Source organism: Thermodesulfomicrobium thermophilum DSM 16697, from assembly GCF_059568695.1.
This window is the reverse complement of the sequence record NZ_JCANTW010000017.1, coordinates 122,074-146,450: the sequence shown is the minus strand read 5'-3', so window position 1 is coordinate 146,450 and position 24,377 is coordinate 122,074. Positions and strand designations below refer to the sequence as shown.

21 protein-coding genes are annotated in these 24,377 nt (G+C 62.8%); 13 read left to right on the top strand and 8 right to left on the bottom strand.

Going from position 1 to position 24,377, the window contains the following annotated elements:
- Positions 1-9: 9 nt before the first annotated feature.
- The 7 genes from BR00_RS10780 to BR00_RS10750 are packed head-to-tail and all read right to left on the bottom strand — an operon-like array spanning position 10 to position 9,487.
- On the bottom strand, positions 10-1,113 hold the full coding sequence (locus BR00_RS10780; RefSeq protein WP_496477603.1) for a response regulator: 1,104 nt from the start codon (positions 1,111-1,113) through the stop codon (positions 10-12).
- Entirely contained in the window at positions 1,082-5,131 is a 4,050-nt protein-coding gene (locus tag BR00_RS10775; protein ID WP_496477602.1) for a response regulator, read from the bottom strand. Before BR00_RS10775 ends, BR00_RS10780 begins: the two co-directional genes overlap by 32 nt.
- A complete protein-coding gene (locus BR00_RS10770) occupies positions 5,131-5,976 on the bottom strand; it encodes a PhnD/SsuA/transferrin family substrate-binding protein (RefSeq protein WP_496477601.1) in 846 nt (281 codons plus the stop codon). Before BR00_RS10770 ends, BR00_RS10775 begins: the two co-directional genes overlap by 1 nt.
- Before the next feature lie 56 nt (positions 5,977-6,032).
- Positions 6,033-6,911, bottom strand: coding sequence for an acetylglutamate kinase (gene argB / locus BR00_RS10765; protein ID WP_496477600.1), 879 nt, complete (start codon positions 6,909-6,911; stop codon positions 6,033-6,035).
- 15 nt (positions 6,912-6,926) lie between these two features.
- The gene (hslU, locus tag BR00_RS10760) at positions 6,927-8,276 is read right to left on the bottom strand and encodes an ATP-dependent protease ATPase subunit HslU (RefSeq protein ID WP_496477599.1); all 1,350 of its coding nucleotides are present in this window, start codon (positions 8,274-8,276) and stop codon (positions 6,927-6,929) included.
- On the bottom strand, positions 8,273-8,839 hold the full coding sequence (gene hslV, locus BR00_RS10755) for an ATP-dependent protease subunit HslV (protein WP_496477598.1): 567 nt from the start codon (positions 8,837-8,839) through the stop codon (positions 8,273-8,275). The genes hslU and hslV overlap by 4 nt, the downstream gene beginning before the upstream one ends.
- Positions 8,840-9,487 carry a shikimate kinase gene (locus BR00_RS10750; RefSeq protein WP_496477597.1) on the bottom strand — a complete coding sequence of 216 codons (648 nt, stop codon included), beginning with the start codon at positions 9,485-9,487 and terminating at the stop codon, positions 8,840-8,842.
- 190 nt (positions 9,488-9,677) lie between these two features.
- On the opposite strand from BR00_RS10750, the gene lysS reads away from it, so the two are divergent.
- The 9 genes from lysS to BR00_RS10705 are packed head-to-tail and all read left to right on the top strand — an operon-like array spanning position 9,678 to position 19,552.
- Positions 9,678-11,180 carry a lysine--tRNA ligase gene (gene lysS / locus BR00_RS10745; protein ID WP_496477596.1) on the top strand — a complete coding sequence of 501 codons (1,503 nt, stop codon included), beginning with the start codon at positions 9,678-9,680 and terminating at the stop codon, positions 11,178-11,180.
- 12 nt (positions 11,181-11,192) lie between these two features.
- A complete protein-coding gene (locus tag BR00_RS10740; RefSeq protein ID WP_496477595.1) occupies positions 11,193-12,446 on the top strand; it encodes a lipoprotein-releasing ABC transporter permease subunit in 1,254 nt (417 codons plus the stop codon).
- Complete coding sequence (locus BR00_RS10735) at positions 12,439-13,119, top strand: ABC transporter ATP-binding protein (protein ID WP_496477594.1); 681 nt, start codon at positions 12,439-12,441, stop codon at positions 13,117-13,119. Before BR00_RS10740 ends, BR00_RS10735 begins: the two co-directional genes overlap by 8 nt.
- Entirely contained in the window at positions 13,109-15,787 is a 2,679-nt protein-coding gene (gene bamA, locus BR00_RS10730) for an outer membrane protein assembly factor BamA (RefSeq protein WP_496477593.1), read from the top strand. Before BR00_RS10735 ends, bamA begins: the two co-directional genes overlap by 11 nt.
- A 30-nt stretch (positions 15,788-15,817) precedes the next feature.
- Entirely contained in the window at positions 15,818-16,327 is a 510-nt protein-coding gene (locus BR00_RS10725) for an OmpH/Skp family outer membrane protein (protein ID WP_496477592.1), read from the top strand.
- A 16-nt stretch (positions 16,328-16,343) separates the two neighbouring features.
- The gene (gene lpxD, locus BR00_RS10720; RefSeq protein WP_496477591.1) at positions 16,344-17,390 is read left to right on the top strand and encodes a UDP-3-O-(3-hydroxymyristoyl)glucosamine N-acyltransferase; all 1,047 of its coding nucleotides are present in this window, start codon (positions 16,344-16,346) and stop codon (positions 17,388-17,390) included.
- A complete protein-coding gene (fabZ, locus tag BR00_RS10715; protein WP_496477590.1) occupies positions 17,387-17,857 on the top strand; it encodes a 3-hydroxyacyl-ACP dehydratase FabZ in 471 nt (156 codons plus the stop codon). Before lpxD ends, fabZ begins: the two co-directional genes overlap by 4 nt.
- Before the next feature lie 15 nt (positions 17,858-17,872).
- Positions 17,873-18,664: an acyl-ACP--UDP-N-acetylglucosamine O-acyltransferase gene (gene lpxA, locus BR00_RS10710; protein WP_496477589.1), complete on the top strand. Its 792-nt coding sequence runs from the start codon at positions 17,873-17,875 to the stop codon at positions 18,662-18,664.
- A gap of 18 nt (positions 18,665-18,682) precedes the next feature.
- A complete protein-coding gene (locus BR00_RS10705; RefSeq protein WP_496477588.1) occupies positions 18,683-19,552 on the top strand; it encodes an LpxI family protein in 870 nt (289 codons plus the stop codon).
- 15 nt (positions 19,553-19,567) lie between these two features.
- On the opposite strand, the gene dksA is transcribed toward BR00_RS10705, so the two are convergent.
- Entirely contained in the window at positions 19,568-19,930 is a 363-nt protein-coding gene (gene dksA, locus BR00_RS10700) for an RNA polymerase-binding protein DksA (protein ID WP_496477587.1), read from the bottom strand.
- Positions 19,931-20,116: 186 nt separating this feature from the next.
- Here dksA and ileS point away from each other — a divergent pair, with 186 nt between their 5' ends.
- From ileS to BR00_RS10680, 4 genes are read left to right on the top strand one after another with little or no spacing between them, the layout of a single operon-like run.
- Positions 20,117-22,927 carry an isoleucine--tRNA ligase gene (gene ileS, locus BR00_RS10695; RefSeq protein ID WP_496477586.1) on the top strand — a complete coding sequence of 937 codons (2,811 nt, stop codon included), beginning with the start codon at positions 20,117-20,119 and terminating at the stop codon, positions 22,925-22,927.
- Positions 22,924-23,427 carry a signal peptidase II gene (lspA, locus tag BR00_RS10690; RefSeq protein ID WP_496477585.1) on the top strand — a complete coding sequence of 168 codons (504 nt, stop codon included), beginning with the start codon at positions 22,924-22,926 and terminating at the stop codon, positions 23,425-23,427. The genes ileS and lspA overlap by 4 nt, the downstream gene beginning before the upstream one ends.
- Positions 23,403-24,173, top strand: coding sequence for a prolipoprotein diacylglyceryl transferase (locus tag BR00_RS10685; RefSeq protein WP_496477584.1), 771 nt, complete (start codon positions 23,403-23,405; stop codon positions 24,171-24,173). Before lspA ends, BR00_RS10685 begins: the two co-directional genes overlap by 25 nt.
- Positions 24,145-24,363, top strand: a complete 219-nt coding sequence (locus BR00_RS10680) for a PLD nuclease N-terminal domain-containing protein (RefSeq protein ID WP_496477583.1) — start codon at positions 24,145-24,147, stop codon at positions 24,361-24,363. Before BR00_RS10685 ends, BR00_RS10680 begins: the two co-directional genes overlap by 29 nt.
- The last annotated feature ends 14 nt before the right edge of the window (positions 24,364-24,377 follow it).

The following is a 24,377-nucleotide window of genomic DNA, read 5'->3' as shown; positions in this document are numbered from 1 at the left end:
CGAAAGTGTTTAGAGCAGCAAAGCCTCTCGCTGCTCCTCGGACTCCGCGTAGCGCAAGGCGATGTCCCGCATGGCCTCGTGCTCGGCAGTGAAAACGTCCGTGAGCAGGGGATCGAAATGGACGCCGCGGCCTTGGGCGATGATAGCCACGGCCTGGGAATGGGGAAAAGGCGGCTTGTACACCCGGCGGCAGATGAGGGCGTCATACACGTCGGCCAAGGCCATGATGCGCGCCGAAAGCGGGATGGCCTCACCACGCAGTCCTTCGGGATAGCCGGTTCCATCCCATTTTTCATGGTGATAGCAGGCCACGTCCTTGGCCACCTGCAAAAAGGGGATGGAGCCGAGCTTCTTTTCCACGCGGCAGATGACCTCCCGGCCCAACAGGGTATGCCGCTTCATGGCCTCGAACTCCTCGGCGGACAGCGGGCCTGCCTTGAGCAGGATGGCGTCCGGGATGCCTACCTTGCCGATATCGTGGAGAGGGCTGGAAAGGACGAGGGACTCGATAAAGTCCTCATCGATAACCTCCGCGAACTGGGGAAGGCGCCGGGCGGCAGTGGCGATATGCTCCACGTAGGCTTGTACCCGCTGGATGTGTTCGCCCGTCTCCGGATCCCGGTACTCCGCCAGGGCGGCCATGCTCTCGATGGTCGCCTGCTGGATGCGCAAGAGCTCCTTGGTGCGCTCGCGCACCAAACGCTCGAGGTTTTCGTTGTGCTCCCGAAGCCTGCGCTGGGTCTGCACCAAAAGCAGATGCGTCCGCACCCGGGCCAAGAGCTCTTCCATCTCGAAGGGCTTGCTCACGTAGTCCACCGCGCCCAGGGCAAGCCCATGGGCCTTGTCGTGCGCATCGCTCAAGGCGGAGACCAAAAGCACCGGGATATCCGCAGTGCGCGGATCCTCCTTGAGGCGGGAAAGCACCGCATAGCCGTCCATCCCCGGCATCATGATGTCGAGAAGGATGAGATCCGGACGAAAGCGCGCGGCCATGTCCAGGGCCGTCGGACCGTCGGTGGCCACAGCAACGTCATAGTAGTCCCCCAGCATCGCCACCAGCACATCCAAATTGGCGCGAGTATCATCCACGGCCAGAATGGTCTGCTGCTCCATGCCCGCTCTCCTCGTGTTGCATCACCATTTCCCGCAACTGGTCCACCAATTCCCGCGCTCTGTCAAAGGCGTATTCTCCAAGGCATTGGTCCATCTCCCTCACTGCCGCCTCGGCATCAGGAGCGAAACAGCCCCGAAGCTGCTCCCAGAGCTGACGGGCAGGCCTGGGCCGACGCGCCTCCACGGCCACCGCCAATTGCTCCAAAGCCTGCGCCGGATCACTCACCCCACACGCCGCAGCAACGGAGGACGCAGCGGTTTCCTCCTTTTCCCCCAGAGCACAGCGCACTTCATGGACAAAGGCGCCCAGGGCCTGGCGCAACGCGGCGTCCACATCGGCATTCCAGTTCCCAGAACGCAAGCCCTCTTCCACCTCGCCGGCAACGGCATACAGGGCCGCAGCCCCGGCGTTTCCGGCAATCCCCCGCAGGGCATGGACCTTAGCGCGGGCGGCATCGAATCCCCCCTGCTCCGCGAGCGCTCGGACCTCCGTATCCATGTCGTGGTACGCCTCGACCATGTCCCGGAGCAGACACGCATACGCCTCGGTGTCGCCACCCATGCGCTCCACGGCCTCGTCCACCTTCCATCCAGGACGGGAACGCAAAAAGGCAAGCCCCGAGGGTTGGGCCGGCGTGGCCGCCTCCGGGCGCTCCTGCCGCTGCACCGGCACGAAACGCCCAAGGACTTCGAAGAGATGGGCGATATCCACCGGTTTGGACACATGATCCACCATGCCGGCCGCCTCCATACGCTGCCGCTCTTCCGCCAGGGCGTAGGCGGTCATGGCCACCACCGGCAGGTGGGGGGCATGGGCGTGAATGCGGCGGGTGGCTTCCAAGCCATCCATGTCCGGCATTTCCACATCCATGAGCACCACGTCAAAGGACTGCTTGTGCACGGCCTCCAGCGCTGCGGCGCCGCTATCCACCACATGCACCGAAAGCCCCGCCCCCTCCAGAATACTTTGAATGATCTGTTGGTTGAGCGGATTATCCTCCGCCACCAGCACCGTGCCCTGCGCCTGCCAGACGCCTGCCGTCTGCAGACGCGGCGCGGCGGCCTCTCCCAACAGGGCGGACAAGAGACGCGGGGGAAGCACCGGCCGATCCAGCACAGCGTCCACGCTCACCCCCCAAGCAGGGGCGTCCTCGCCCGGGGAGATCACCGCCACGAGTCGCCCTCCGGGCCGCAAAAGCGCGGCTGCAGCCCGGGCCTCGGAGGCGGAAACCTCGGCGGCCACCAACGCCGCAACGGCTGGCTCGGAAAGCGCCTTCTGCGCCGCATCCACCGACTCCGCCGCCACGGACCGCAAGCCGAGAAACTCCACCGCCAAGGACCAAGCGGTCCGGCTCGCGGGTCGGCCACCCAACACCACGACGACACCGCCGGCCAGCTCCGACGGCACGGGGATGGCTGCATCCGCCACATCCCGATCGCATTGGAGACTCACATACGCACGCGTCCCTTCGCCCTGCTGGCTCTCCAGGTGGATGGCGCCGCCCATGAGCCGCACCAGTTCCGCGGTGATGGCCAAGCCCAACCCCGTACCCCCATAGCGCCGGGCCGTGGACGCATCCGCCTGGGCGAAAGGCTCCAGCACCCGAGCCAACTCTTCCGGACGCATCCCCACGCCTGTGTCGCGCACCATCACGCGCAGCCACCAGCCGTCGTCGCCGCGCGGCTCGGCGCGCATGCGGATCTCGATTTCCCCCTGCTCGGTGAACTTGGCGGCATTACCCGCCAGATTGACGAGAATCTGAGAGAGCCGCAACCCATCGGTCACAAGGGTCCACGGCACCGAAGGCTCCACGACCACGACGAGTTCCACGTCCTTGCCGCGCAACCGCTCGCCCACCACGGTAGCCACGTTTTCGAGCACGTCGAAGACGGCCACGCTGGTGCGTTCCAAGGTGAGCTTGCCCGCCTCGATCTTGGAGAAATCCAGGATATCATTGAGCAGTCCCAGGAGAGCCTGGGCCGCACCCTGGGCCTTTTCCAAATAATCCCGCTGTTTAGGAGCAAGCGCCGTTTGCAGGGCCAAATGGAGCATACCCAAGACCGCATGCATGGGGGTGCGGATCTCGTGGCTCATGGCCGCGAGAAAACGTCCCTTGGCGTGACTGGCGGCCTCAGCGGCCTCAGCCAGGGAGCGGGCCTGCTCCATGGCCAGGCGCAACTTGTCATTGGCCTCGGCCAGAGCACGTTCTGCGGCCGTACGCTGCGAGATGTCCACCAGACATTCCAGAAACTTCGCTTCGCCGTGCACCAAAATCCGCCGCACGGAGTGGAGAAGGTCCACGGCAGTACCATCGGGACGACCCAAGCGCTGCTCGAAGCTCCCTTCACCTGCAGTAGGACACCGGTCCTGTGCCCCCGGACAGACGCTCTCACAACACACACGCCCCACGATGGCACGCGCCGGCATCCCCAAAAGCCGCTCGGCCTCACTATTGACACGCTCTACCGTGTGCGTTGCCGCATCCACCACCAAAATCCCCACCGGCAAGCTCTCCAGCAAGGCGTGCTGGAGCTCCAAAGACTGCCACAGGTTCGCCTCCATCTGTTTGCGCAGGGAAATATCTTCCTGCACGAAGATGAAGTGGGTAATGCGTCCAGCATCGTCGCGCACAGGGCTGACCATCACCTGGGCCCAAAACACCCTCCCGTCTCCAAAGCGGTACGAAAGCTCACCGCTCCAAGGCTGGCCCTGGGCCAGGGCCGCACGCATAGCCGAAATCGCCTCGGCACTATAGCCGGAATGCAGACGAAAAACTTCATGGCCCACGAGGTCGGCCGCAGCATACCCGGTCGCTTGCGTGCAGGCGGTATTCACAAAGAGCACCGTGCCCAAAGCATCCGTCACCACGATAGCCACAGGGCTCTGTTCCACCGCAGCGGAAAGAAAGCGTGTGCGGGCCTCACTCTGCTGGAGTTGCCGGTTGGCCTCCACCAAAGTCTGGCGTTCCCGGCCCAACGCCACCCGGCTTTGGTGCAGACGCCACACCAAAACGAGCACCACGGTCACTCCGCCTGCTCCCGCCGCCACGAGTACGGCAAATTCCCGGGACAAGCCCATGAGCATGTCGTCTTGCACGACCCCCACCAGATACGCCGAGACCCCGCCGCGGGAGTCCTGCAAAGGGACGGCGGCCAGCGCATAGGCAAGCCCGCGCAAGCGGCTCTCCACCACTGCCGCCTGGCCATTCTCCATGGCCTTGCGCAGGGCAGAATCCTCACTTTGGGACTGCACCACATCCCACCATACCGAGCCAACAACATTCCAGCCTTGGGGAGGAAGAAGATAGTCCGACGAGAGCGGTGAAGCAGAAAAAAGCGTGCGTTCTTGGGGCACCACCTGGGCAGCGACATGCTCCCGCCGCACCACGATCCCCACTTCCCGGCCCGGCCCCATCAAACGGCGCATGCTTTCCAAGAGTGCGGGGAGGGACACCACCACCTCTGCCGCTCCCACGAAGGCGTCTCCCCGCCACAAGGGGAAGATATAGCGCTGCCCCGCCAAGGAGTGGCCGACTTCGAAGGCCTCCAGCATGCGGCGTTCCTTGACGAGTGCGCTTACGAGCGGGCGCGGCGTCTGCGGGGCTTCTCCCGAATATTCCGGAAGATACATCCGGAGAAACACCTCGCCCGAGGCCAGGTGGAACTGGATTTGGCTGGCAAAGCGATGCCGGAGTTGGTCGTAGTACGGAGCCATGATCCGGTAGAGCCTGCCCCGGAGCAGATCCCGAGCCCGACCCTCCATGAGGTTGGCCTGGAGGAGGAGGTCGAGGATTTGTGGTTGCGACAAGGCGCCGAAAAAGGCCTCTTCTGCCGCATGCCGGAAAGTGGCCACTGAGGCGGCGTAGGCCATCTGGAGCACCCGCCGTTCGTCCTCGAGACGGGCGACCCGCTTGGTCTGCCACGAATCCATAAGCCCCGCCAGCAGAGCGCCAGCCACGAGCACCGTAACCACCCAGGCGGCATGGCGGTCCAAAAAGCGAAGAAGCCTCCGGGGCATTACCATCCCTCCCAGGGAATGCTCTTGGCTTCTTCCCTAAGGCGCCGCACGGCATCGAAATCGCTGTCCCTGGCAGGCACAGCCCCAAATCCGACTTTCTCTCCCCACGCAAGCCGGCCTTCCCGCGCCAGGGCGTCCATCTCCACCAGAAAGCGCCGGATCTCCTCCCGCCGCTGCGACGACACCGTCACTCCATTGGCCACCAAGACAAAGCCCGGCAAGGGTTCGGATTCCGCCCGAACCTCCAGTCCCAGTTTCAAAAATTTCTCGGCAATACTCCTTTTGGCTCCAGCCAAATGGGCTTGCCCCCGCACCACGGCTACGAGGGCACCGGAATGGGTGCCGGCATAGAAAAAGTGGTTTTGGGCAAGGCTCGTCCCATGGCGGCGCAGCAATCCTTCCGTCACCAGAAAGCCGCAGGTGGATAAGGGCTGGGTCAGGGCTATGCGGCGATCGCGTAGGCCCTCCAGACGCGGCAGCTCGTCCATCATGCTCACCACGACACATTGATACTGTGCCTCTCCCGAAGGCTCTCGAAAGATGACCAGAGGATCGGCTTCGGGAAAGACGGCGCGTAAACGAACATACGGCAGCGGCCCCAAGTACGCGAGATCAATACGCCCAAGGCGGAACTGATCCAGCAGTTGGGCGTAATCGGCCACAAAGACCATCGTGACAGGGACGCCGAGCGCGCGAGATACGTCTTCCACCATGGGACGAAACTGCGCCTCTACCACATCCTGCGACTCCATGGGCAAGGGCGCAAAACGCAACTCCTCGGCCCGGACCAAAACACCGAGACCGAGGAGGAGCACAAGGAAGAAGCATATCCGGCACGCACCCATGACAACTTCTTAGCACGGCCACCGCATAGCTTCAAGGAAAAAGCCAAACAGAAAACCTAGTCCGCAGTAATTTCCGTCCCTACTCCTGCCTGAGTGAACATCTCGAGAAGCACCACATTGGCCACCCGGCCATCCACGATGTGTGCCTTTTCCACCCCGAACTCCAGGGCCTCCAAACAACACTTGAGCTTGGGGATCATGCCGCCGGAGGCCGTGCCGTCGGCCAGGGCAGTCAGGGCGTTACGCCGCGTCATGGAAGAGACGAGCTCTCCGCTGCGGTCCAACACCCCAGGGACATCGGTGAGCAGGATGAGTTTTTTGGCCCCCATGGCCACCGCTACCGCCGCAGCCACGGCGTCGGCATTGATGTTGTACGTCTCGCCTGCGTCATCGACGCCCACCGGCGCCACCACCGGGATAAACCCGCCATCCAAGAGAGAACGCAGCAGGCTCGCCTCCACGCCCACCACTTCCCCCACCTTGCCGAGATCGATGATCTCCGGCGGGGCGTCGGCGCGCTCCACGGCCATCTCCAACTTTTGCGCGCGAATGAGACGACCATCCTTGCCTGAGAGGCCCACCGCCCGGCCACCAGCCAAATTGATGAGATTGACGATCTCTTTGTTGACCTTGCCCACGAGCACCATCTCCACCACGTCCATGGTGGCGGCGTCCGTGACCCGGAGGCCTTGGCGGAACTCACTCGCAATCCCCAACCGGGAAAGCATTTGGCCGATCTGCGGCCCGCCCCCGTGCACGATCACGGGATGCACGCCAATATAGCGCAGCAACACTACAGACTCTGCGAAACTTTGCCGCAACGCGGCGTCTTTCATGGCATGGCCGCCGTATTTGATGACAACGGTCTTCCCAGAAAAATGCCGAATATACGGCAGTGCTTCCACCAAAATCGATGCCTTCGTCGCTGCATCCACGTCCTTGGCTCCTTTTTAAAGAATATAGCGTGAGAGATCACGCTGCTGGCAGATGGTGCTCAGGCGCTCTTCCACATAGGATCGATCAACGACAACGTGCTCTCCTGTACGCTCCGGTGCTTCAAAAGACACCTGCGCCACGATGGTCTCCATGATGGTATACAAACGACGCGCACCAATGTTTTCCGTCTCTTCATTGATGCGCTGCGCAAACTCCGCCATGGCATGGAGTGCGTCGTCGGTAAACTCCAGGTGCACCCCTTCGGTGGCCAAAAGAGCACAGTATTGTTTGGTCAGGGCGTTTTGGGGCTCCGAGAGTATGCGGTAGAAATCGTCCTTGGTCAGCGGCGAGAGCTCCACCCGCAACGGGAAACGCCCCTGGAGCTCGGGCACCAGGTCCGATGGCTTGGAGAGATGGAACGCCCCTGCCGCAATGAAAAGGATGTGGTCGGTGCGCACCATGCCGTATTTGGTGGATACGGTGCACCCTTCGACGATGGGCAGAAGATCGCGCTGCACGCCTTCCCGAGACACATCGCTGCGGCTTCTCGCTTCCCCGCCGCCGCAGATCTTGTCGATCTCGTCAAGGAAGACGATGCCCGATTCCTGCACCCGTTCCCGGGCAAGCTCATGGACCTTGTCCATATCGATAAGGCGGTCGCATTCGGCGTGCACCAGCATCTCATACGCCTGGCGCACCCGCATCTTCTTCGCCTTCTTGCGCTTGGGAAACATCTTGGAGAGCATGTCCTGCATGTGCATTTCCATGCCTTCCATGCCGGGGATAGACATCACCTGCACGTTGGTGGCGGCTTCCACTTCCAACTCCACCAGGCGGTCGTCCAATTTTCCGGCCCGCCACAATTCCCGCAGCTTTTCCCGTGTGGAAGAAGCCACCTGGGAGTCCGGGCCGATGTAATCCACGCCCGCGCTCTCCAGCGGCCGGGAGGGCAGCAAGGCGTCCAGGAGCCGCTCCTCGGCCGCCGCCTCGGCGCGGCTGCGCACCACGGCTTCTTCTTCCTCGCGCACCAAGGCCACGCCGATCTCCATAAGGTCGCGGATAATGGATTCCACGTCCCGACCCACGTAGCCCACTTCCGTAAACTTGGTGGCCTCCACCTTGAGAAACGGGGAGCCTGCAAGTTTGGCCAAGCGCCGGGCGATCTCGGTCTTGCCCACGCCCGTGGGGCCGATCATGAGGATGTTTTTGGGCGCGATTTCCTCGGCCAGTTCCGGGTCCAATTGCCGACGGCGCCAGCGGTTGCGCAAGGCAATGGCCACCATGCGCTTGGCGTCGGCCTGACCAACGATGTATTTGTCGAGTTCCGCGACGATTTCACGGGGAGTCAGTGGGCTCTGGTTCATGTATCTCCTCGGCGCAACGTTTCCACCACCACATGATCGTTGGTGTAGACACAGATCTCTGCAGCCACGGCCATGGCCGCGCGCACCACCTCCGCTGCAGGCAGGTCCGCATGACGGCGTAAGGCCCGGGCCGCGGCCAGGGCAAATCCACCGCCCGAGCCAATGGCCGCCACACCGTCGTCTGGCTCGATGACATCACCCTGACCGCTGAGCACCAAGAGTGTATCCACGTCCGCCACCAGGAGCATGGCCTCCAGGCGGCGTAAATAGCGGTCGCTGCGCCACAGCTTGGCCAGTTCCACGCTGGCACGCGCAAGATTCCCCCCGAACTCTTCGAGTTTGCCTTCAAATTTTTCCACCAAGGTGAGGGCGTCCGCCGTGGACCCGGCAAACCCACACAGTACCCGGTCGTGAAACAGCCGCCGCACCTTCCGGGCCCCGTGCTTCACCGCCATGGAACCGCCCAAGGTGATCTGGCCGTCACCGGCCATGGCCACCCCATGGGCGTCGCGCACTGCCACGATGGTCGTCCCGTGCAGGGCAGATCGTCCGTTGTTCTCCATTTACCACCGCTCCAAAAGTCGTTCCCGTTCCTCTCCGTCCCACTCCGCCAGGCCCAAGGCCACCAGGGCGTCCTCCACCAATTGTTCCGGACTGCGGCAGGCTTGGAGCATGTGATCCATCACCGCCATGTACAGGGGTTCGCGTTCCCGCAAGCAGACCACGAGTTCCTCCTCCAGGGGGAGGTCACTCAAGGCGGGGCGGCGCGCATCCGGCCCGTGGCCGAGCCGCGCAACAAGCAGCGGGATGTCCGCCGCCAGGTACAGCACCACCGCCTGCCGGCCCCACAAGGCACGATTTTTTTCCGAAAGCACGGCCCCGCCCCCCGTGGCCACCACTTTGCCCGGCAGAGCGCAGGCGCGCTCCACCGCAGCCTCTTCCGCCGCGCGGAACGCCGGCCACCCGTGGGCGGCCACGAACTCGGCGATGGACATCCCGATTTCCGCCTCCACCAGGTCATCGGTGTCCACAAGCGGACAGGCAAGACGCTCGGCAAGCAAACGGCCCACAGTGGTCTTGCCACTGGCGCGAAGCCCCACCAGCACGATGTTTTTGCGCTCCAAAGAAAACGGCTCCCGCCGAAACTGGCCGGGCCGAAAGGTCATGGTGGCGTCCGCCTCCGCCACTTCCACTTTTTTCTTGATGAACATGGCTCCTCCATCTCTGCCGGAGGGCGAAAACGCCCCCACTGTGACGTGCTGTCCATAGGTCCATGCTGCTGTCGGGGCAAGGGGGCGCCCATGCCACGCCGCGGGACATTTCTTGACGCATCCAGGCTTTTTCCGTAGCCCAAGGCCCTTACGCCATACGGCCCACGTCGTTTTTTTCCGGAGCACTTCCTTGAATACCGAATCTTCCACAGCCACCGAAGCCCAAATCCTGCGCCACCGCAAAGAAAAGGCAAAGTTTTTGCGCGACGCCGGCGTCGCCTTATATCCCAACGACTTCCGGCGCACCCACCTGGTTGCGGACATCCTCGCCGCCCACGGCGAAGAAGACGCCGCTGCCTTGGAGGCCACGCCTGTTCCCGTTACTGTGGCAGGCCGCATCATGGCCTTGCGTTCCTTTGGCAAGGCCACGTTTTTTCATATCCAGGACGTCAGCGGTCGCATCCAGATCTACGCCCAACGTGACGACCTCGGGGTCGAGGCATACGGCATCTTCAAAAAATTCGAGGTGGGCGACATCGTCGGCATTCACGGCACCCTCTTTCGCACCAAGACAGACGAACTCACCGTCAAAGCGGTCTGGGTGCGGCTCGTCACCAAATCCATGCGGCCGCTGCCGGAGAAGTTTCACGGCCTCAAGGACGTGGAGCTGCGCTACCGCCAGCGCTACGTGGACCTCATGGTCAACGAGCGCTCCCGGGAGATCTTCCGCAAGCGCACGGCCATCATCCAATTCATCCGCGACTTTCTCAACCAGCGGGGCTTTCTCGAAGTGGAAACGCCCATGATGCAGCCCATCCCCGGCGGTGCGGCGGCCAAGCCGTTCATCACCCACCACAACGCCCTGGACATGGACCTGTATCTGCGCATCGCCCCGGAGCTCTACCTCAAGCGGCTCCTGGTGGGCGGCTTCGAGCGAGTGTACGAGATCAACCGCAATTTCCGCAACGAAGGCATCGATACCAAGCACAACCCCGAATTCACCATGATCGAATTCTACTGGGCCTACGCCACCTACGAGGATCTCATGGACCTCACAGAGGAGCTGTTTTCCTCTCTGGCCCAGACAGTCACGGGGTCGAGCACCGTGAGCTACCAAGGCCACGACGTCGATCTGGCGCATGGCTGGCAGCGGCTCTCGTTTTACGAGTCCTTGGAGCGCATCGGTGGGGTGGCGCCGGAAATCTTTCTCGACGCCCAGCGCTGCCGGGAATTCGTCCTGCGCCTGGGAGAGACTGTGGGCAAAGAGGAAAAACTCGGGAAACTCCAGGCCAAGATCTTCGACAACCTCGTGGAGCCCAAGCTCATCCAGCCCCATTTCATCTACGGCTATCCCACGGACATCTCGCCGCTGTCGCGCAAGAACGACGCCAATCCCGACATCACGGACCGCTTCGAGCTCTTCATCTGCGGCCAGGAAATGGCCAATGCCTTCTCCGAACTCAACGACCCCGTGGACCAGCGGGAACGCTTCGAAGAACAGGTGCGCGAACGCGCCCAGGGCGACGACGAGGCCCACGTCATGGATGAAGACTACATCCGCGCCCTGGAATACGGCATGCCTCCGGCCGCAGGCCAGGGCATTGGCATCGACCGGCTGGTGATGCTGCTCACGGATTCCCCGTCCATCCGCGAGGTCATCCTGTTTCCGCTGCTGCGCCCCGAAGCATCCTGATCCGGAGGCCGTGTGTCCGCCTTCTTTTCGCGCCTCGGTTTCGAAACCTTCGTGGCCGTGCGCTACCTCGTGGCCAAGCGCCAGCAGGCGTTCATCTCGATCATCTCTTTGGTGTCCGTGGCAGGGGTCGCTCTGGGCGTCGCCGCTCTCATCGTGGTGCTCGGGGTGATGAACGGCTTTGGCACCAACCTGCGACAGAAAATCCTCGGGCTCAACGCCCACATGCTGGTGCTCTCTGCGGACGGTCTCATGGAGCACTACCTCCCCTTGGTCCACAAGGCGACGCGCGTGCCCGGCGTTTTAGGGGCAACGCCCTTTCTCTACGCCGAGGCCATGATTTCCAGTCCCTCCGGCGGCGTCAAAGGGGTGGTGGTCCGCGGCATCGATCCCGCCACCGCAGGCACCGTACTCTCCGTGGAGCGGGACATGATGACCGGCAGCCTTGCCGGGCTCTCCCAGCGCGCCCCGCACCCGGGCATCGTCCTGGGCAAGGAGCTGGCCGCCCGGCTCGGCGTGGGGCTCGGCAGCACGGTGCAGGTGCTCGCCCCCAGCGGCAAGCGCTCCGTGGCCGGTTTCACCCCCAAGATCGTCTCCTTCACCGTGGCCGGGATCTTCGCCTCGGGCCTCTACGAGTATGATTCCTCACTGGTATTCGTGGCCATCCCACAAGCCCAGGCCCTCCTGGGCCTGGAGAGCGACGCCATCACCGGGCTGGAACTCAAGGTGGCGGACATCAACACCGTGGAGTCCCTCGCCCCCCGCGTGGCGCAATCCCTGGGCGGCGCGCCATTGTACGTCCGCCATTGGATCGAAATGAACCAAAGCCTTTTCGCCGCCCTCAAGCTGGAAAAGACGGCCATGGCGGTGATCCTCGTCATGATCGTGCTCGTCGGCTCCTTTTCCATCGTCACCACCTTGGTGATGATGGTCATGGAAAAAACCAAAGATATCGCCGTACTCATGGCCATGGGCGCGAGCCGAAGACAGATTCGCCGCATCTTCGTCATCCAAGGGCTCATCATCGGCAGCATGGGAACCGCCTTGGGCTTTGCCTTGGGCCTCGGCGTATGCGGCCTGCTGTCCCGGTACCAATTCATCAAGCTCCCTGCCGACGTCTACTATCTGGATCATCTCCCGGTGGAGCTCCAACCCCTGGATCTCACCGCCATTGGGGTGTGCGCCATGCTGCTCTGCTTTCTGGCCACGCTGCACCCCTCGCGACAGGCCGCCCGCCTCAATCCCACGGAGGCCCTGCGCCATGAGTGAGCCGCTCATCCGCCTTGCGCACGTCACCAAGCGCTTTGTTCAAGGCGAGGAGACCATCACCGTGCTGCGGGAGGTCTGCCTGGACATCGAAGCCGGGGCGTCCGTGGCCATCGTGGGGGCATCGGGCTCCGGCAAGAGCACACTGCTGCACCTCGTCGCCGGGCTCGACACCCCCTCAAGTGGCCGGATCCTTTTCCAAGGCCGCGACATCAGCCAGCTCGACGAAATGGAGCGGGCCCGCATGCGTGGGGCGTGCATGGGTTTTGTGTTTCAATTCCATCACCTGCTTCCGGAGTTCACAACGCTCGAAAATGTGGCTATGCCCGCACTCATTGCGGGAGCTTCCTCAGCCCAGGCCATGGCCCGGGCCAGGGAGTGTCTGGAAGACGTGGGCCTTGGCCACCGCCTCCACCACCGGGTGACCACCCTCTCCGGTGGAGAACGCCAGCGGGCGGCCATTGCCCGCGCCTTGTTGCAGCGGCCGCAGATCCTGCTGGCCGACGAGCCCACCGGCAATCTGGACGCCCGCACCGGGGAAAGCATCCACGAGTTGATGCTCCGTCTCAACGCCCAACACGGGATGACCCTCATCGTGGTCACCCATAACGCCCAACTCGCCGCCAGCATGCGCACACGGTGGGAGTTGCGAGCTGGAGAACTCTATGCCGCGTAATCTGGTCGTTCTTGTGCTCTGGTGTATCTTGGCATTGCCCGCGCACGTCTTTGCCGCAGACTCCATCATGGTACTGCCTTTTGCCGTGCACGGCGACGCGAGCCTCGCTTCTCTGGAAGAAGACATCCCCCGCCTTTTGGCCGACCGCTTCAAGGCCCAGGGGCTGAGCGTCGTATCCCAAGATCAGGTGGACGCGCTCCTGGCGCGCCATGAGATCCAATTTCTCGATCTCGGGGTGGTTGCCGAGCTCGCCCGCCGGGCCGGGGCCAAGTATGCGGTCTACGGCGCCTTCTCCCAGGTGGGCGACGCCATCAGCCTCGATGCCCGGGTGGTGGATGCCACCGGCGCCAAGCCGCCGCGCCCGGTCTTTGCCTCCAAAACCGGAGGGATCATCCAGCTTCTGCCGGCGGTGGAAGACCTGGCCCGCGCCATCATGGATGGACTCTCCGCCGCAGGCCGCATCACCGGCATCGAGGTGCGGGGCACGACGGTGCTGGACAAAGACGTGGTGCTCTTGCGGCTCAAGGTGCAAAAAGGCGACCCCTTCGATCCCAAGGCCTTGGCCCAGGAGGTCAAGCGCCTCTACGAATTGGGATACTTTGACGATGTGCGCATCGACGCCGAAGACGACGGCGACGGCAAACGCATCGTGGTGACGGTGCAGGAGAAGCCCCTCATTCAAGCCATCGACGTGGAAGGGGCCGAAGAGATCGACCCCGACGACATCCTGGCCGCCATGAGCACCAAGACCGGATCCGTGGCCAACCTCAAGGTCCTGGCCGAGGACATGAATAAGATCCGCGAGCTCTACCGCAAAAAAGGCTACTACACCGCCACCGTGGACTACCGCATCCAGACCGCGGACTCGCATCGAGCGCGGCTCACGGTCGCCGTGCACGAGGGCAAGAAACTCTATGTAGAAAAGATCGTCATCCAAGGGGCCAAGCAACTTTCCCCCTCGGAGATCAAAGACCAATTGGCCCTTTCCGAGAGGGGCATCTTTTCCTGGATCACCGGCAGCGGCGTCCTGCGCGAAGAGATGCTCGACCGGGACGCCGCGGCCATCGAGGCGTACTATGCCAACCGCGGATTCCTCAACGCCCGGGCAGGCCAGCCCAAGGTGGAATTCACCGACGACGGCATCGTCGTCACCTACCAGATCGAGGAAGGCGATCGCTATCGGGTGGACCACGTGGTCTTCGGCGGAGACATCCTCACCAATGCCACCGACCTCGCCCAAATCACCACCCTCGACGACCTGGCCAAGGACAAGGAGTTCCTCGACCGCTCCGTCATCCGCAAGGATCTCAACGCCCTTTCCGACCACTACTCCACCTTCGGCTATGCCTTTGCCGAGGCGGACGTGGACATCCAACGCAACGAAGACGCCAAGACCGTGGCCGTGACCTACGTGCTGCGCAAAGGGCCCAAGATGTCCATCGGCCGGGTCATCATCCAGGGCAACACACGCACCCGCGACAACGTCATCCGTCGCGAGATGCGGCTTGCCGACGGCGATCTCTTCAACGGGGCCCTGCTGCGGCGCTCCAATGCCCGGCTGACCAAGCTCGATTTCTTCGAGACCGTGGAAATCATCCCCGAACCCACGGCCCGCCCGGACACCTTGGATCTGCGCGTGAAGGTCAAAGAGAAGTCCACCGGCATGCTTGCCGCAGGTGCTGGCTATTCCACCTACTCCAAGGTATTCTTTTCCGGCCAAATCCTGGAACGCAACCTCTTCGGAATGGGCTACCAGTTGGGCTTCAAGGGGACCATCAGCTCCAAGAGCGCGGACTATACCGCAACCTTCTGGAACCCGCATTACGAGGACTCAGACTTGGGCGTCGGTCTTTCGCTCTATAACACCATGGACGAGCAAACGGATTATGATCGCCAAAGCATGGGAGGCAAACTCCTCTTCGGGTATCCTCTAGGCGAATACACTCAACTTGCCTGGAACTACCGCCTGGAGCGCTACACCATCGAAGACGTGGACGACGATGCCGATCAGGAGATCAAGGACATCGAAGGTCACAACTGGGCCAGCGCCCTTTACGTCCGCGTCACCCGCGATACCACGGACCGCCGCATCAATCCGACCAAGGGAAGCGTCAACACTCTTTCCGTGGAATATTCCGGCGGAATCCTGGGCGGCGACGACGATTTCGTCAAATACATCGCGGACACCAATTGGTACTTCCCACTCTTTTGGAGCACGGTGTTCCATGCCCATGCCCAAGGGGGAATCCTCCACGAGAACACCTCGGACACCGTCCCCCATTTCGAGCGTTTCTTCCTGGGCGGCATGAACTCCGTGCGCGGCTATGAGACCCGTGCCATCTCGCCTCGATATACGAGCATCGACGCCCAAGGCGGCTATGAAGAAGGCACGGAAAAAGGCGGCTACAAAAGCTTTTTCACCAACCTCGAGTACATCTTTCCCATCCACAAGGAGATGGGGATCATGGGTGTCGTGTTCTTCGACGCCGGTCAGGTGTGGGACAAAGACGAGTCCTTGGACTTCGACCTCTATAAGAGCGTCGGCGCAGGCATTCGCTGGTACTCTCCCTTGGGACCGCTGCGCCTGGAGTACGGCTATCCCTTGGATGAAATCGAAGGGGAAAAGCGTAAAGGCCGCTTCGAATTCGCCGTGGGCCAATTTTTCTAAGCAACATCACCAACCTTGAAGGAGTATTCTATGTACCGCATTCTCGTCATGATGATAGCTCTTTGCTTTCTCGCCTCATCCGCGTTTGCGGAAGGAAAAATCGGCTTTGTGAATGTTCCTGCGGTCATTGCCAAATGCGAAGCCGGCAAACGCGCCATGAATGAACTCAAAGGCAAGTTCCAGGGGATGAAAGAAAAACTGGACGCCAAGAAAAAAGAACTGGATTCCATGAAAGAAGAGCTCCAAAAACAGGCCATGATGCTCAGTCAAGAGGCCAAGTTGGACAAAGAAACCCAGTTCAAACGAAAAGTACGCGATTTTCAGGATATGGGCCAGGGCTACCAAGTCCAGCTCCAGCAGGCAGAGCAGAAGCTCTCCAAACCCATCCTGGAAAAACTGGTGCAGGTCATCCAGGATTACGGCAAGCGTCATGGCTACACGGCTATTCTGGATAAACAAGGAAGCGGGGTGACCTACGTGGCCCCTGAAGCGGACCTCACCGAGGCCATCATTGCCGAAATGAACAAGGCCATGCCCTAAAAACCTGGGGACGACCATGCGACTCTCCCAGCTCGCCCAAGCCCTGGGCCGCGAATTCGTCGGCGATGACAAAGAGATTCTCTCCGTGGCCACTCTGGCCGAAGCCGGTCCAGAGGACCTCTCCTTTCTCGCCAACCCCAAGTACGCCGCGCAGCTGGCCACGACCCGCGCCGGGGCCGTGGTGGCCCGGCCGGAAATGGTGACCGCAGGGCGCTCTTTCGTGATCAGCCCTGAACCTTATCTCGACTTCGCCCGGGCCGTGAACTTCTTTGCCCGGCCCCAGGGGTGGGCAAACGGCGTCAGCCCCTTGGCGCAGGTGGATCCCACGGCCCAGGTGGACCCGACAGCAACCCTCTATCCCTTTGTCGTGGTCGGGCCGCGCTCGACCATCGGGCCGCGCAGCGTACTCTTCCCTGGGGTATATGTCGGGGAGGACTGCCAGGTGGGCGCGGACTGCCGCCTCGCCCCACACGTGAGCCTCATGGCAGGGACCATTCTGGGAGATCGGGTCATCATCCACGCCGGGGCGGTGCTCGGCAGCGATGGCTTCGGCTTTGCTCCCTCGACTGCGGGTGTGGTCAAGTTCCCGCAGATCGGCCGCGTAGTGGTGGAGGACGACGTGGAGATCGGCGCCAACACCACCATCGACCGCGCTGCCCTGGGCGAGACCCGCATCGGTGCGGGCACCAAGATCGACAACTTGGTGCAGCTGGGACATAACGTCCAGGTGGGCAAACAGTGCATGCTGGTGGCGCAAGTGGGTATCGCCGGCTCCACCACCCTCGGCAACGGCGTCATCCTGGCCGGCCAAGTGGGCGTGGCCGGGCACATCCACCTGGGTGACGGCTGCCGCATCGGCGCCAAGTCGGGGGTGGGGCAAGACGTGCCCCCAGGTACCGACATGAGCGGCATTCCTGCCATGCCCCACACCACTTTTCTGCGCGTATCCCAAATCGCCCCGAAACTTCCACAGTGGCGGCGCCGGCTCTCCCGCCTGGAAAAAGAAGTGGAGGCCCTGCGCCAAGCCCTTGATGCTCAAGACACCCAACAGGATCCCGTATGAAGACCAAACCCGATCACGGCGAAATCGTCAGCCGCCACATCCTTGATCTCCTCCCGCATCGTTATCCCTTCCTTCTGGTCGACCGGGTGCTCGATATGGAACCCATGGCGCGCATCCACGCCATCAAAAGCGTGTCCATCAACGAGCCCTTTTTCCAAGGCCACTTTCCCGCCTATCCAGTCATGCCTGGGGTGCTCATCCTCGAAGCCATGGCCCAGGCAGGCGGTATCCTGGTCATCAAGAGCCTGCCTGAAGAAGACACCTCCAACAAACTCTTCCTCTTCAGCGGCATGGAAAAAGTACGCTTCCGGCGTCCGGTGTTTCCCGGCGACCAGCTCCACCTGCATGTGCGCCACATCAAACACAAATTGGGACTCTGGAAATTCGAGGCCGAGGCCCACGTGGACGAGCGGGTCGTGGCCGAGGCCATCCTCACCGCCACCATCGCCCCCCGCGAAGACGACTAGCCCCAAGGGAAGACCATGCCTGTTGCCATCCACCCCACCGCCATCGTGCACCCAGACGCCGCTTTAGGCGAAAACGTCACCGTCGGGCCCTACGCCATCGTCGAAGAGCACGTTACCATCGGCGATGGCTGCACCATCGATGCCGCGGCCCAAATCAAACGCTTCACTACCATGGGCGCCAACAACCACGTCCACTCCATGGCCTGCGTGGGCGGCGAACCTCAGGACCTCAAATTTCACGGAGAAGAAAGCCATCTCATCATCGGCGACAACAACCGCATCCGCGAGTTCTCCACCATCCACCGCGGCACCGAAGGCGGCGGCGGAGTGACGCGCATCGGCTCCGGCAATCTCATCATGGCCTACGCCCACATCGCCCATGATTGCCAGGTGGGCGACAACAATGTCTTCTCCAATGCCGCCACCTTGGCCGGCCATGTCGTCGTCGGCAACCACGCGGTCATGGGCGGGCTCTCTGCGGCCCATCAATTCGTGCGCATTGGAGACTTTGCCTTTGTGGGCGGCAAGACCGGCGTGGCCCAAGACGTACCGCCCTACACGCTCGCTGTGGGCGAACGGGCCAGCCTGCACGGCCTCAACCTCATCGGACTCCGGCGCCATGGGTTCACCGCCGAGGAGATCAGCGGCCTCAAGGCCGCCTACCGCATCCTGTGGCGCTCCCACAAGGAACGCAACGAGGCCCTCCAGCAGGTGGAAACCGAGTTCGGGCACATCGCCCCGGTCATGGAACTCCTGCGCTTTGTGCGGGAAAGCACCCGCGGCACCATCACGCCCGAACGGCTCTAAAAAATCGAGGACCAGCGGATGCCATCAACCCTCGGCCTGGTGGCAGGCGGCAGCCGCTTTCCCCACGCCATTGCCGCAGCGGCCCGCAACCACGGCTGGCGCGTCGTCGGCGTGGGGTTTGCCCCGGACACCGAACCCGATCTCCCCCAGGCATGTGACGCCTTTGTCTGGCTGCGGCTGGGACAACTGGGGGGGATCATCGATTTCTTTCGTAAGCAGCGCGTCAGCCACATCGTCTTTGCCGGCCCCATCCACAAGCCGCGCGCCCTCTCCCTGGTCCCGGACCTTCGCGCCGCCCGCCTCCTCCTCTCCCTGCGCACCCGCGGCGACGACGCCATCCTGCGGGCTGTGCGCCAAACCCTGGAAGCCGAAGGCTGGCAGGTGGTGGGGGCGGATACCTTCCTGCCCCACCTCATCACGCCCCAAGGGGTGCTCACCCGCACCTCGCCCACGGAGCAGCAATGGACGGACATCGCCCTCGGCTGGGAAATCGCCGGGGCCGTAGGGAAATGGGACGTAGGCCAATGTGTGGTCGTCCGCCACGGAGTGGTCTTGGCGGTGGAGGCCATCGAAGGCACGGACCAGGCCATCGCCCGCGCCGGAGACCTCGGCGGCCCAGGGGCGGTGGTGGTCAAACGGGCCAAACCCGGCCAGGACCGGGCCCTGGATCTGCCGGCGGTGGGCCCTCGGACCATCGAAACCATGGCGGCGGCCCAGGCAAGCTGTCTGGCTGTGGAAGCAGGCGGAAGCCTCTTCTTCGAGCTGGAAGCAGCCCTGCGTCTGGCCCACACCCACCGGATCACCGTGGTCGGGTATGCGGGCTGCGCTCCTGAAAAAAGCTCTCGCACAGGGAATCCCTGTGCGAGAGATCATCGCGAAGAGATATAAAACGGCATTCGCCCGCTAATCGCCGCGCAGGCGCTCTTCTTCTTCCTGACGACTCTTGCATTCGATGCACAGCGTGGTCACCGGCCGGGCCTTGAGCCGGGCGATGGCGATCTCCTCGCCGCACATCTCACAAATACCAAACGTCCCATCCTCAATGCGCGACAGGGCTTCGCGGATCTTCTTGACGAGCTTCCGATCCCGATCACGCAAGCGCAGCATGAACGTCCGATCCGACTCCAGAGACGCCCGGTCCGCAGGATCGGCATAGTATTCTGCATTTTCCGACATATCCTCAAGAGTCGCCTCGCCTTGCCGCTGGATGTCGTCAAGCATCCCGGTCAAAAGCCGGCGGAAGTATTCCAGGTCTTGTGCTTCCATGGCTGGCCTCCTCACACAGATAGGTAAGAAGGCATACTTAATTACGAGAGGAAAAAAAGTAAAGCTGGCAGAAAAGAAAACCATCCTCGCATGTTAGATGTTCGGAGCTTGCGGCCTTGACTTCACCCCGTCCTTTCCGCAAATTTCTTGCTTCTTTCCACATCTATGCTCTTTGGGAGCCCCCCCATGAACGACTACAAATCGACCCTCAATCTTCCCACCACCACCTTCCCCATGAAGGCCAACCTGGTGCACAACGAGCCCAAGATCCTCGCCCGCTGGCAGGAGACCAATGCCTACGCGGCCATGGTCGCGGCCAGCGACGGCCGACCCACCTACGTCCTTCACGACGGCCCGCCCTATGCCAACGGCCACATCCACCTGGGCACGGCCATGAATAAAATCCTCAAGGACATCATCGTCAAACACCGCAACATGAACGGGTTTCAGGCCCAGTACGTCCCGGGATGGGACTGTCATGGCCTGCCCATCGAACTCAAGGTGGAGCAGGAACTGGGGGCGGAGAAATCCTCCCTGCCGGCCATGGAAATCCGCCGCCGCTGCCGGGCGTACGCGCTCCGCTACCTGGATATCCAACGAGAGGAATTCCGCCGCCTTGGGGTCTTCGGCCTGTGGGACAAGCCCTACCTCACCATGACCCCGGACTATGAAGCCGCCACTGCCCGTGAGTTGGCCCGCTTCGCCGCCCGCGGCTCCGTGGTCCGCGCCAAAAAGCCCATCTATTGGTGCGGCTCCTGCCAAACCGCCCTGGCCGAGGCGGAGGTGGAGTACGGGGACCACACCTCGCCGTCCATCTACGTCCGCTTTCCGCTGCCGGAATTGGCGCGCCGTATCCCTGCGGCGGCAGGACTTCCGGCCTTTATCGTCATCTGGACCACCACTCCCTGGACCATCCCCGACAATCTGGCGGTGGCGGTCCACCCGGAGGCAACCTACGCCGCAGTGCACGCAGGCGCCAGCGTCTACGTCCTCGCCAAGGATTTACTGGAAGACTGCGCCTGCCGCTTTGGCTGGGAGGCCCCGCGCATCCTCGCGGAAATCGACGGCGCGGCCCTGGAAGGTCTCGTCGCCCGCCACCCCTTCTACGACCGGCCCTCGCCCGTCGTGCTTGCCGACTACGTCACCCTGGATACCGGCACCGGCTGCGTGCACACCGCCCCGGGGCACGGCCGCGAGGACTACGAGACCGGCCTGCGCTACGGCCTCGACATCCTCTCTCCCTTGGACGACGAAGCGCGCTTTTTGCCCAGCGTCGAGCTCTTTGGAGGCACCCACGTCTTTGCGGCCAATCCCCAGGTGATCGAAGTGCTGCGGGAGCGCGGCCATCTCCTGGCCGAGGAGCGTATCACCCACTCGTATCCCCACTGCTGGCGCTGCAAAAAGCCCGTCATCTTCCGCGCCACCACCCAGTGGTTCATCAGCATGGAACACGCAGACTTGCGCGGCAAGGCGCTGCGGGCCATCGACTCCGCCGTGCGCTGGATCCCCGCCTGGGGCAGGGAGCGCATCCACAACATGATCGCCTCGCGGCCGGATTGGTGTATTTCCCGCCAGCGCCTTTGGGGCGTGCCCATCATCGCGCTCTTGTGCCAGGACTGTGGCGAAGCCTACATGGATCCGCTCTGGGCCGAGGGCATCGCCGAGCGCTTCGCCCAGCATCCCACCGGCGCGGACCTGTGGTTTGAGACCCCGGTGGAGGAACTGGCGCCCCAAGGACTCACCTGTCCCCATTGCCAGGGCAGTCGTTGGGTCAAAGAAGACGATATCCTCGACGTCTGGTTCGATTCCGGGACCAGCTTCGCTGCGGTGCTCGAAGGCCGGCCCGAATGCGGTTTCCCCGCCGACCTCTATCTGGAAGGCACGGACCAGCACCGCGGCTGGTTCCACTCCTCGCTCCTCGCCAGCATGGGCACCCGCGACACCGCGCCCTACCGGGCCGTGCTCACCCACGGCTTCGTGGTGGACGGCCAGGGACGCAAGATGTCCAAATCCATTGGCAATGTGGTGGCGCCGCAAGAGATCATCCAGAAGTTCGGCGCCGAGATCCTGCGGCTGTGGGTGGCGTCCGAAAACTACCAGGAAGACATGCGCATCTCCGACGAAATCCTCTCACGCCTGGTGGACGCCTACCGCAAGATCCGCAATACGTGCCGCTTCATCCTTGGCGTACTCCACGACTTCGACCCCCAGACACACACGGTGCCCACCAGCGCCATGGAACCTGTGGACCGCTACGCCCTGCATTTGGCGCAAAAACGCCACGCGGCCATGCAAGCGGCCTACGCGGATTTCGAATTCCACCGCATCTACCACCAGTTGCACAACCTGTGCGTCACGGACTTAAGCTCCTTCTACCTCGACATCCTCAAGGACCGTCTCTACGCTGAGGCCAAAGACAGCCCCAAACGCCGCTCGGCCCAAACCGCGCTCTGGTCCATTCTCATGACCATGGTGACGGACATGGCGCCGATTTTAAGCTTCACGGCGGAGGAAGTCCTGCTCCATCTGCCGCAGGCCCAGCGCCCCAATGTGCCCACCATCTTTGCCTTGCGCCAAGACTTCCTCATGGACCCCAAGCTCTCGGCCGAGGAGCAGAAACTCTGGGAAACCCTCATGGCGCTGCGCGCCGGAGTCGCCAAGGCCCTGGAGGCCAAACGCCAAGCCAAGGAGATCGGACATTCCCTGGAATCCCGTGTGGAGGTCTTCGTCTCGGCCCAGCTGGCGGACCAGATGGCGAAGGGCGGTGTCAATCTCCAGGAACTGTGCATCGTGAGCCAGCTGAGCCTCCACACCTCCCCAGCCCCACAGGATGCGGTGGCCTGCGAGGATCTCGAGGGTGCCTGGATTCATGTGGCGCCAGCGCACGGGCGCAAGTGCGCCCGCTGCTGGATCTTCCACGAAGCGGTCGGGCAGGACGCGGGCTCTCCGGATACCTGTCCGCGGTGCACCGCCGTGCTTCGAGGCATCTCGGCATGAGACTTCCCCACCGGCTGCCATGGATCCTCGGGGTTGCCACGGGCGTGACCCTGCTCGATCAGCTCACCAAGGCGTGGGTCCAGGCATCGATTCCCCTTTGGGGTGTCGGCCCGCGCCTTGTTCCCGGCTTTTTCCAGATCGTGCACAGCCAAAACCGGGGCGCGGCCTTTGGATTCCTCAACCGGTGGGACGTCTCTTGGCAACAGCCCCTCTTCGTCCTCATCACGTTGGCCGCGATAGTGTTTTTAGGGGTGCTCGCCCGCAGCAAGGACAACCGTGGCTGGCTCTATCCGCTCGGCCTCGGGGCGATCCTCGGAGGCGCCATAGGCAACCTCATTGATCGCCTCCGTTTCGGCGCGGTGGTGGATTTTCTCGACGTTTACGTGGGCGACTGGCACTGGCCCGCCTTCAACGTGGCCGATAGCGCCATTTGTGTGGGCGTGGGCCTGTTGCTTATCGCCCAATGGCAAAGCCCATGTACCCAGTCCTCTTCCACATAGGCCCGTATACCCTGTACGCCTACGGTGTCTTTCTGGCGGCGGGCTTCCTTGGGGCTGCAGGCTGGGCCGCGCATGAAGCTCGTCTGCGCGGCCTTGATGCAGGCCGCATCCCCTTGCTCCTTTTGGCTGCGATCTTTGGCGCAACCGTGGGTGGCCGTATGGGGTACGTCCTACTGCACCCGGCCTTTTTTTGGGAACATCCCGAAGAGATCCTGTTTTTGTGGCGCGGAGGACTCCTCTACGCCGGAGGGGCCCTGATGAGCGGGGCGTGCCTCCTTGCCGCCATCGGACACCGGCATCCAGACCTCTGGCCCTGGCTCGACGCCCTGGCCCCAGCCGCGGCCCTGGGCGAGGCCATAGGCCGCATGGGCTGTCTCTTTGCCGGCTGCGGTTTCGGACCAGCAACCGCCTTGCCTTGGGGCATCCGCCTCACCCATCCTGAGGCCGCAGGGCCGCTCTTCACCCCCCTGCACCCGACGCCGGTCTACTTCGCACTGGCGGCCATCGCCCTTTTTGCCCTACTGTGTGCTCTGCGCGAGCGCCTCAGAAGCCGCTCTGGCCTGGCCGCAGGGATTTTCCTCACCACCTGGGGAAGTATCCAGGCAGGGCTCCTGCCCTTCCACGAAACGACTTTTGCGAACCTGGGGTATGCGCGTGCCCTGACGGCCCTCATCGGTGTCGCAATAGGTATATGGATTTGCACCACTCGGAGGCATCATGTGGATCGCGGAAATTCCAGCAGATAAACTCATCTACGCCATTCCCCTGCTCCTTGTCCCCATCCTTCCCAACCTCTGGGCCATCGCCCACATCTACCGCCACGACTTTCCTTCCAGTACGGAAAAAATGGCCTGGCTCGTGGCCCAGATCATCTTGCCGGTCTTCGGGGGCATTGGCTATATCCTCTCGGGACGAAAACGCGCCCGCAAACCCTAACCGAAGGAAACCGC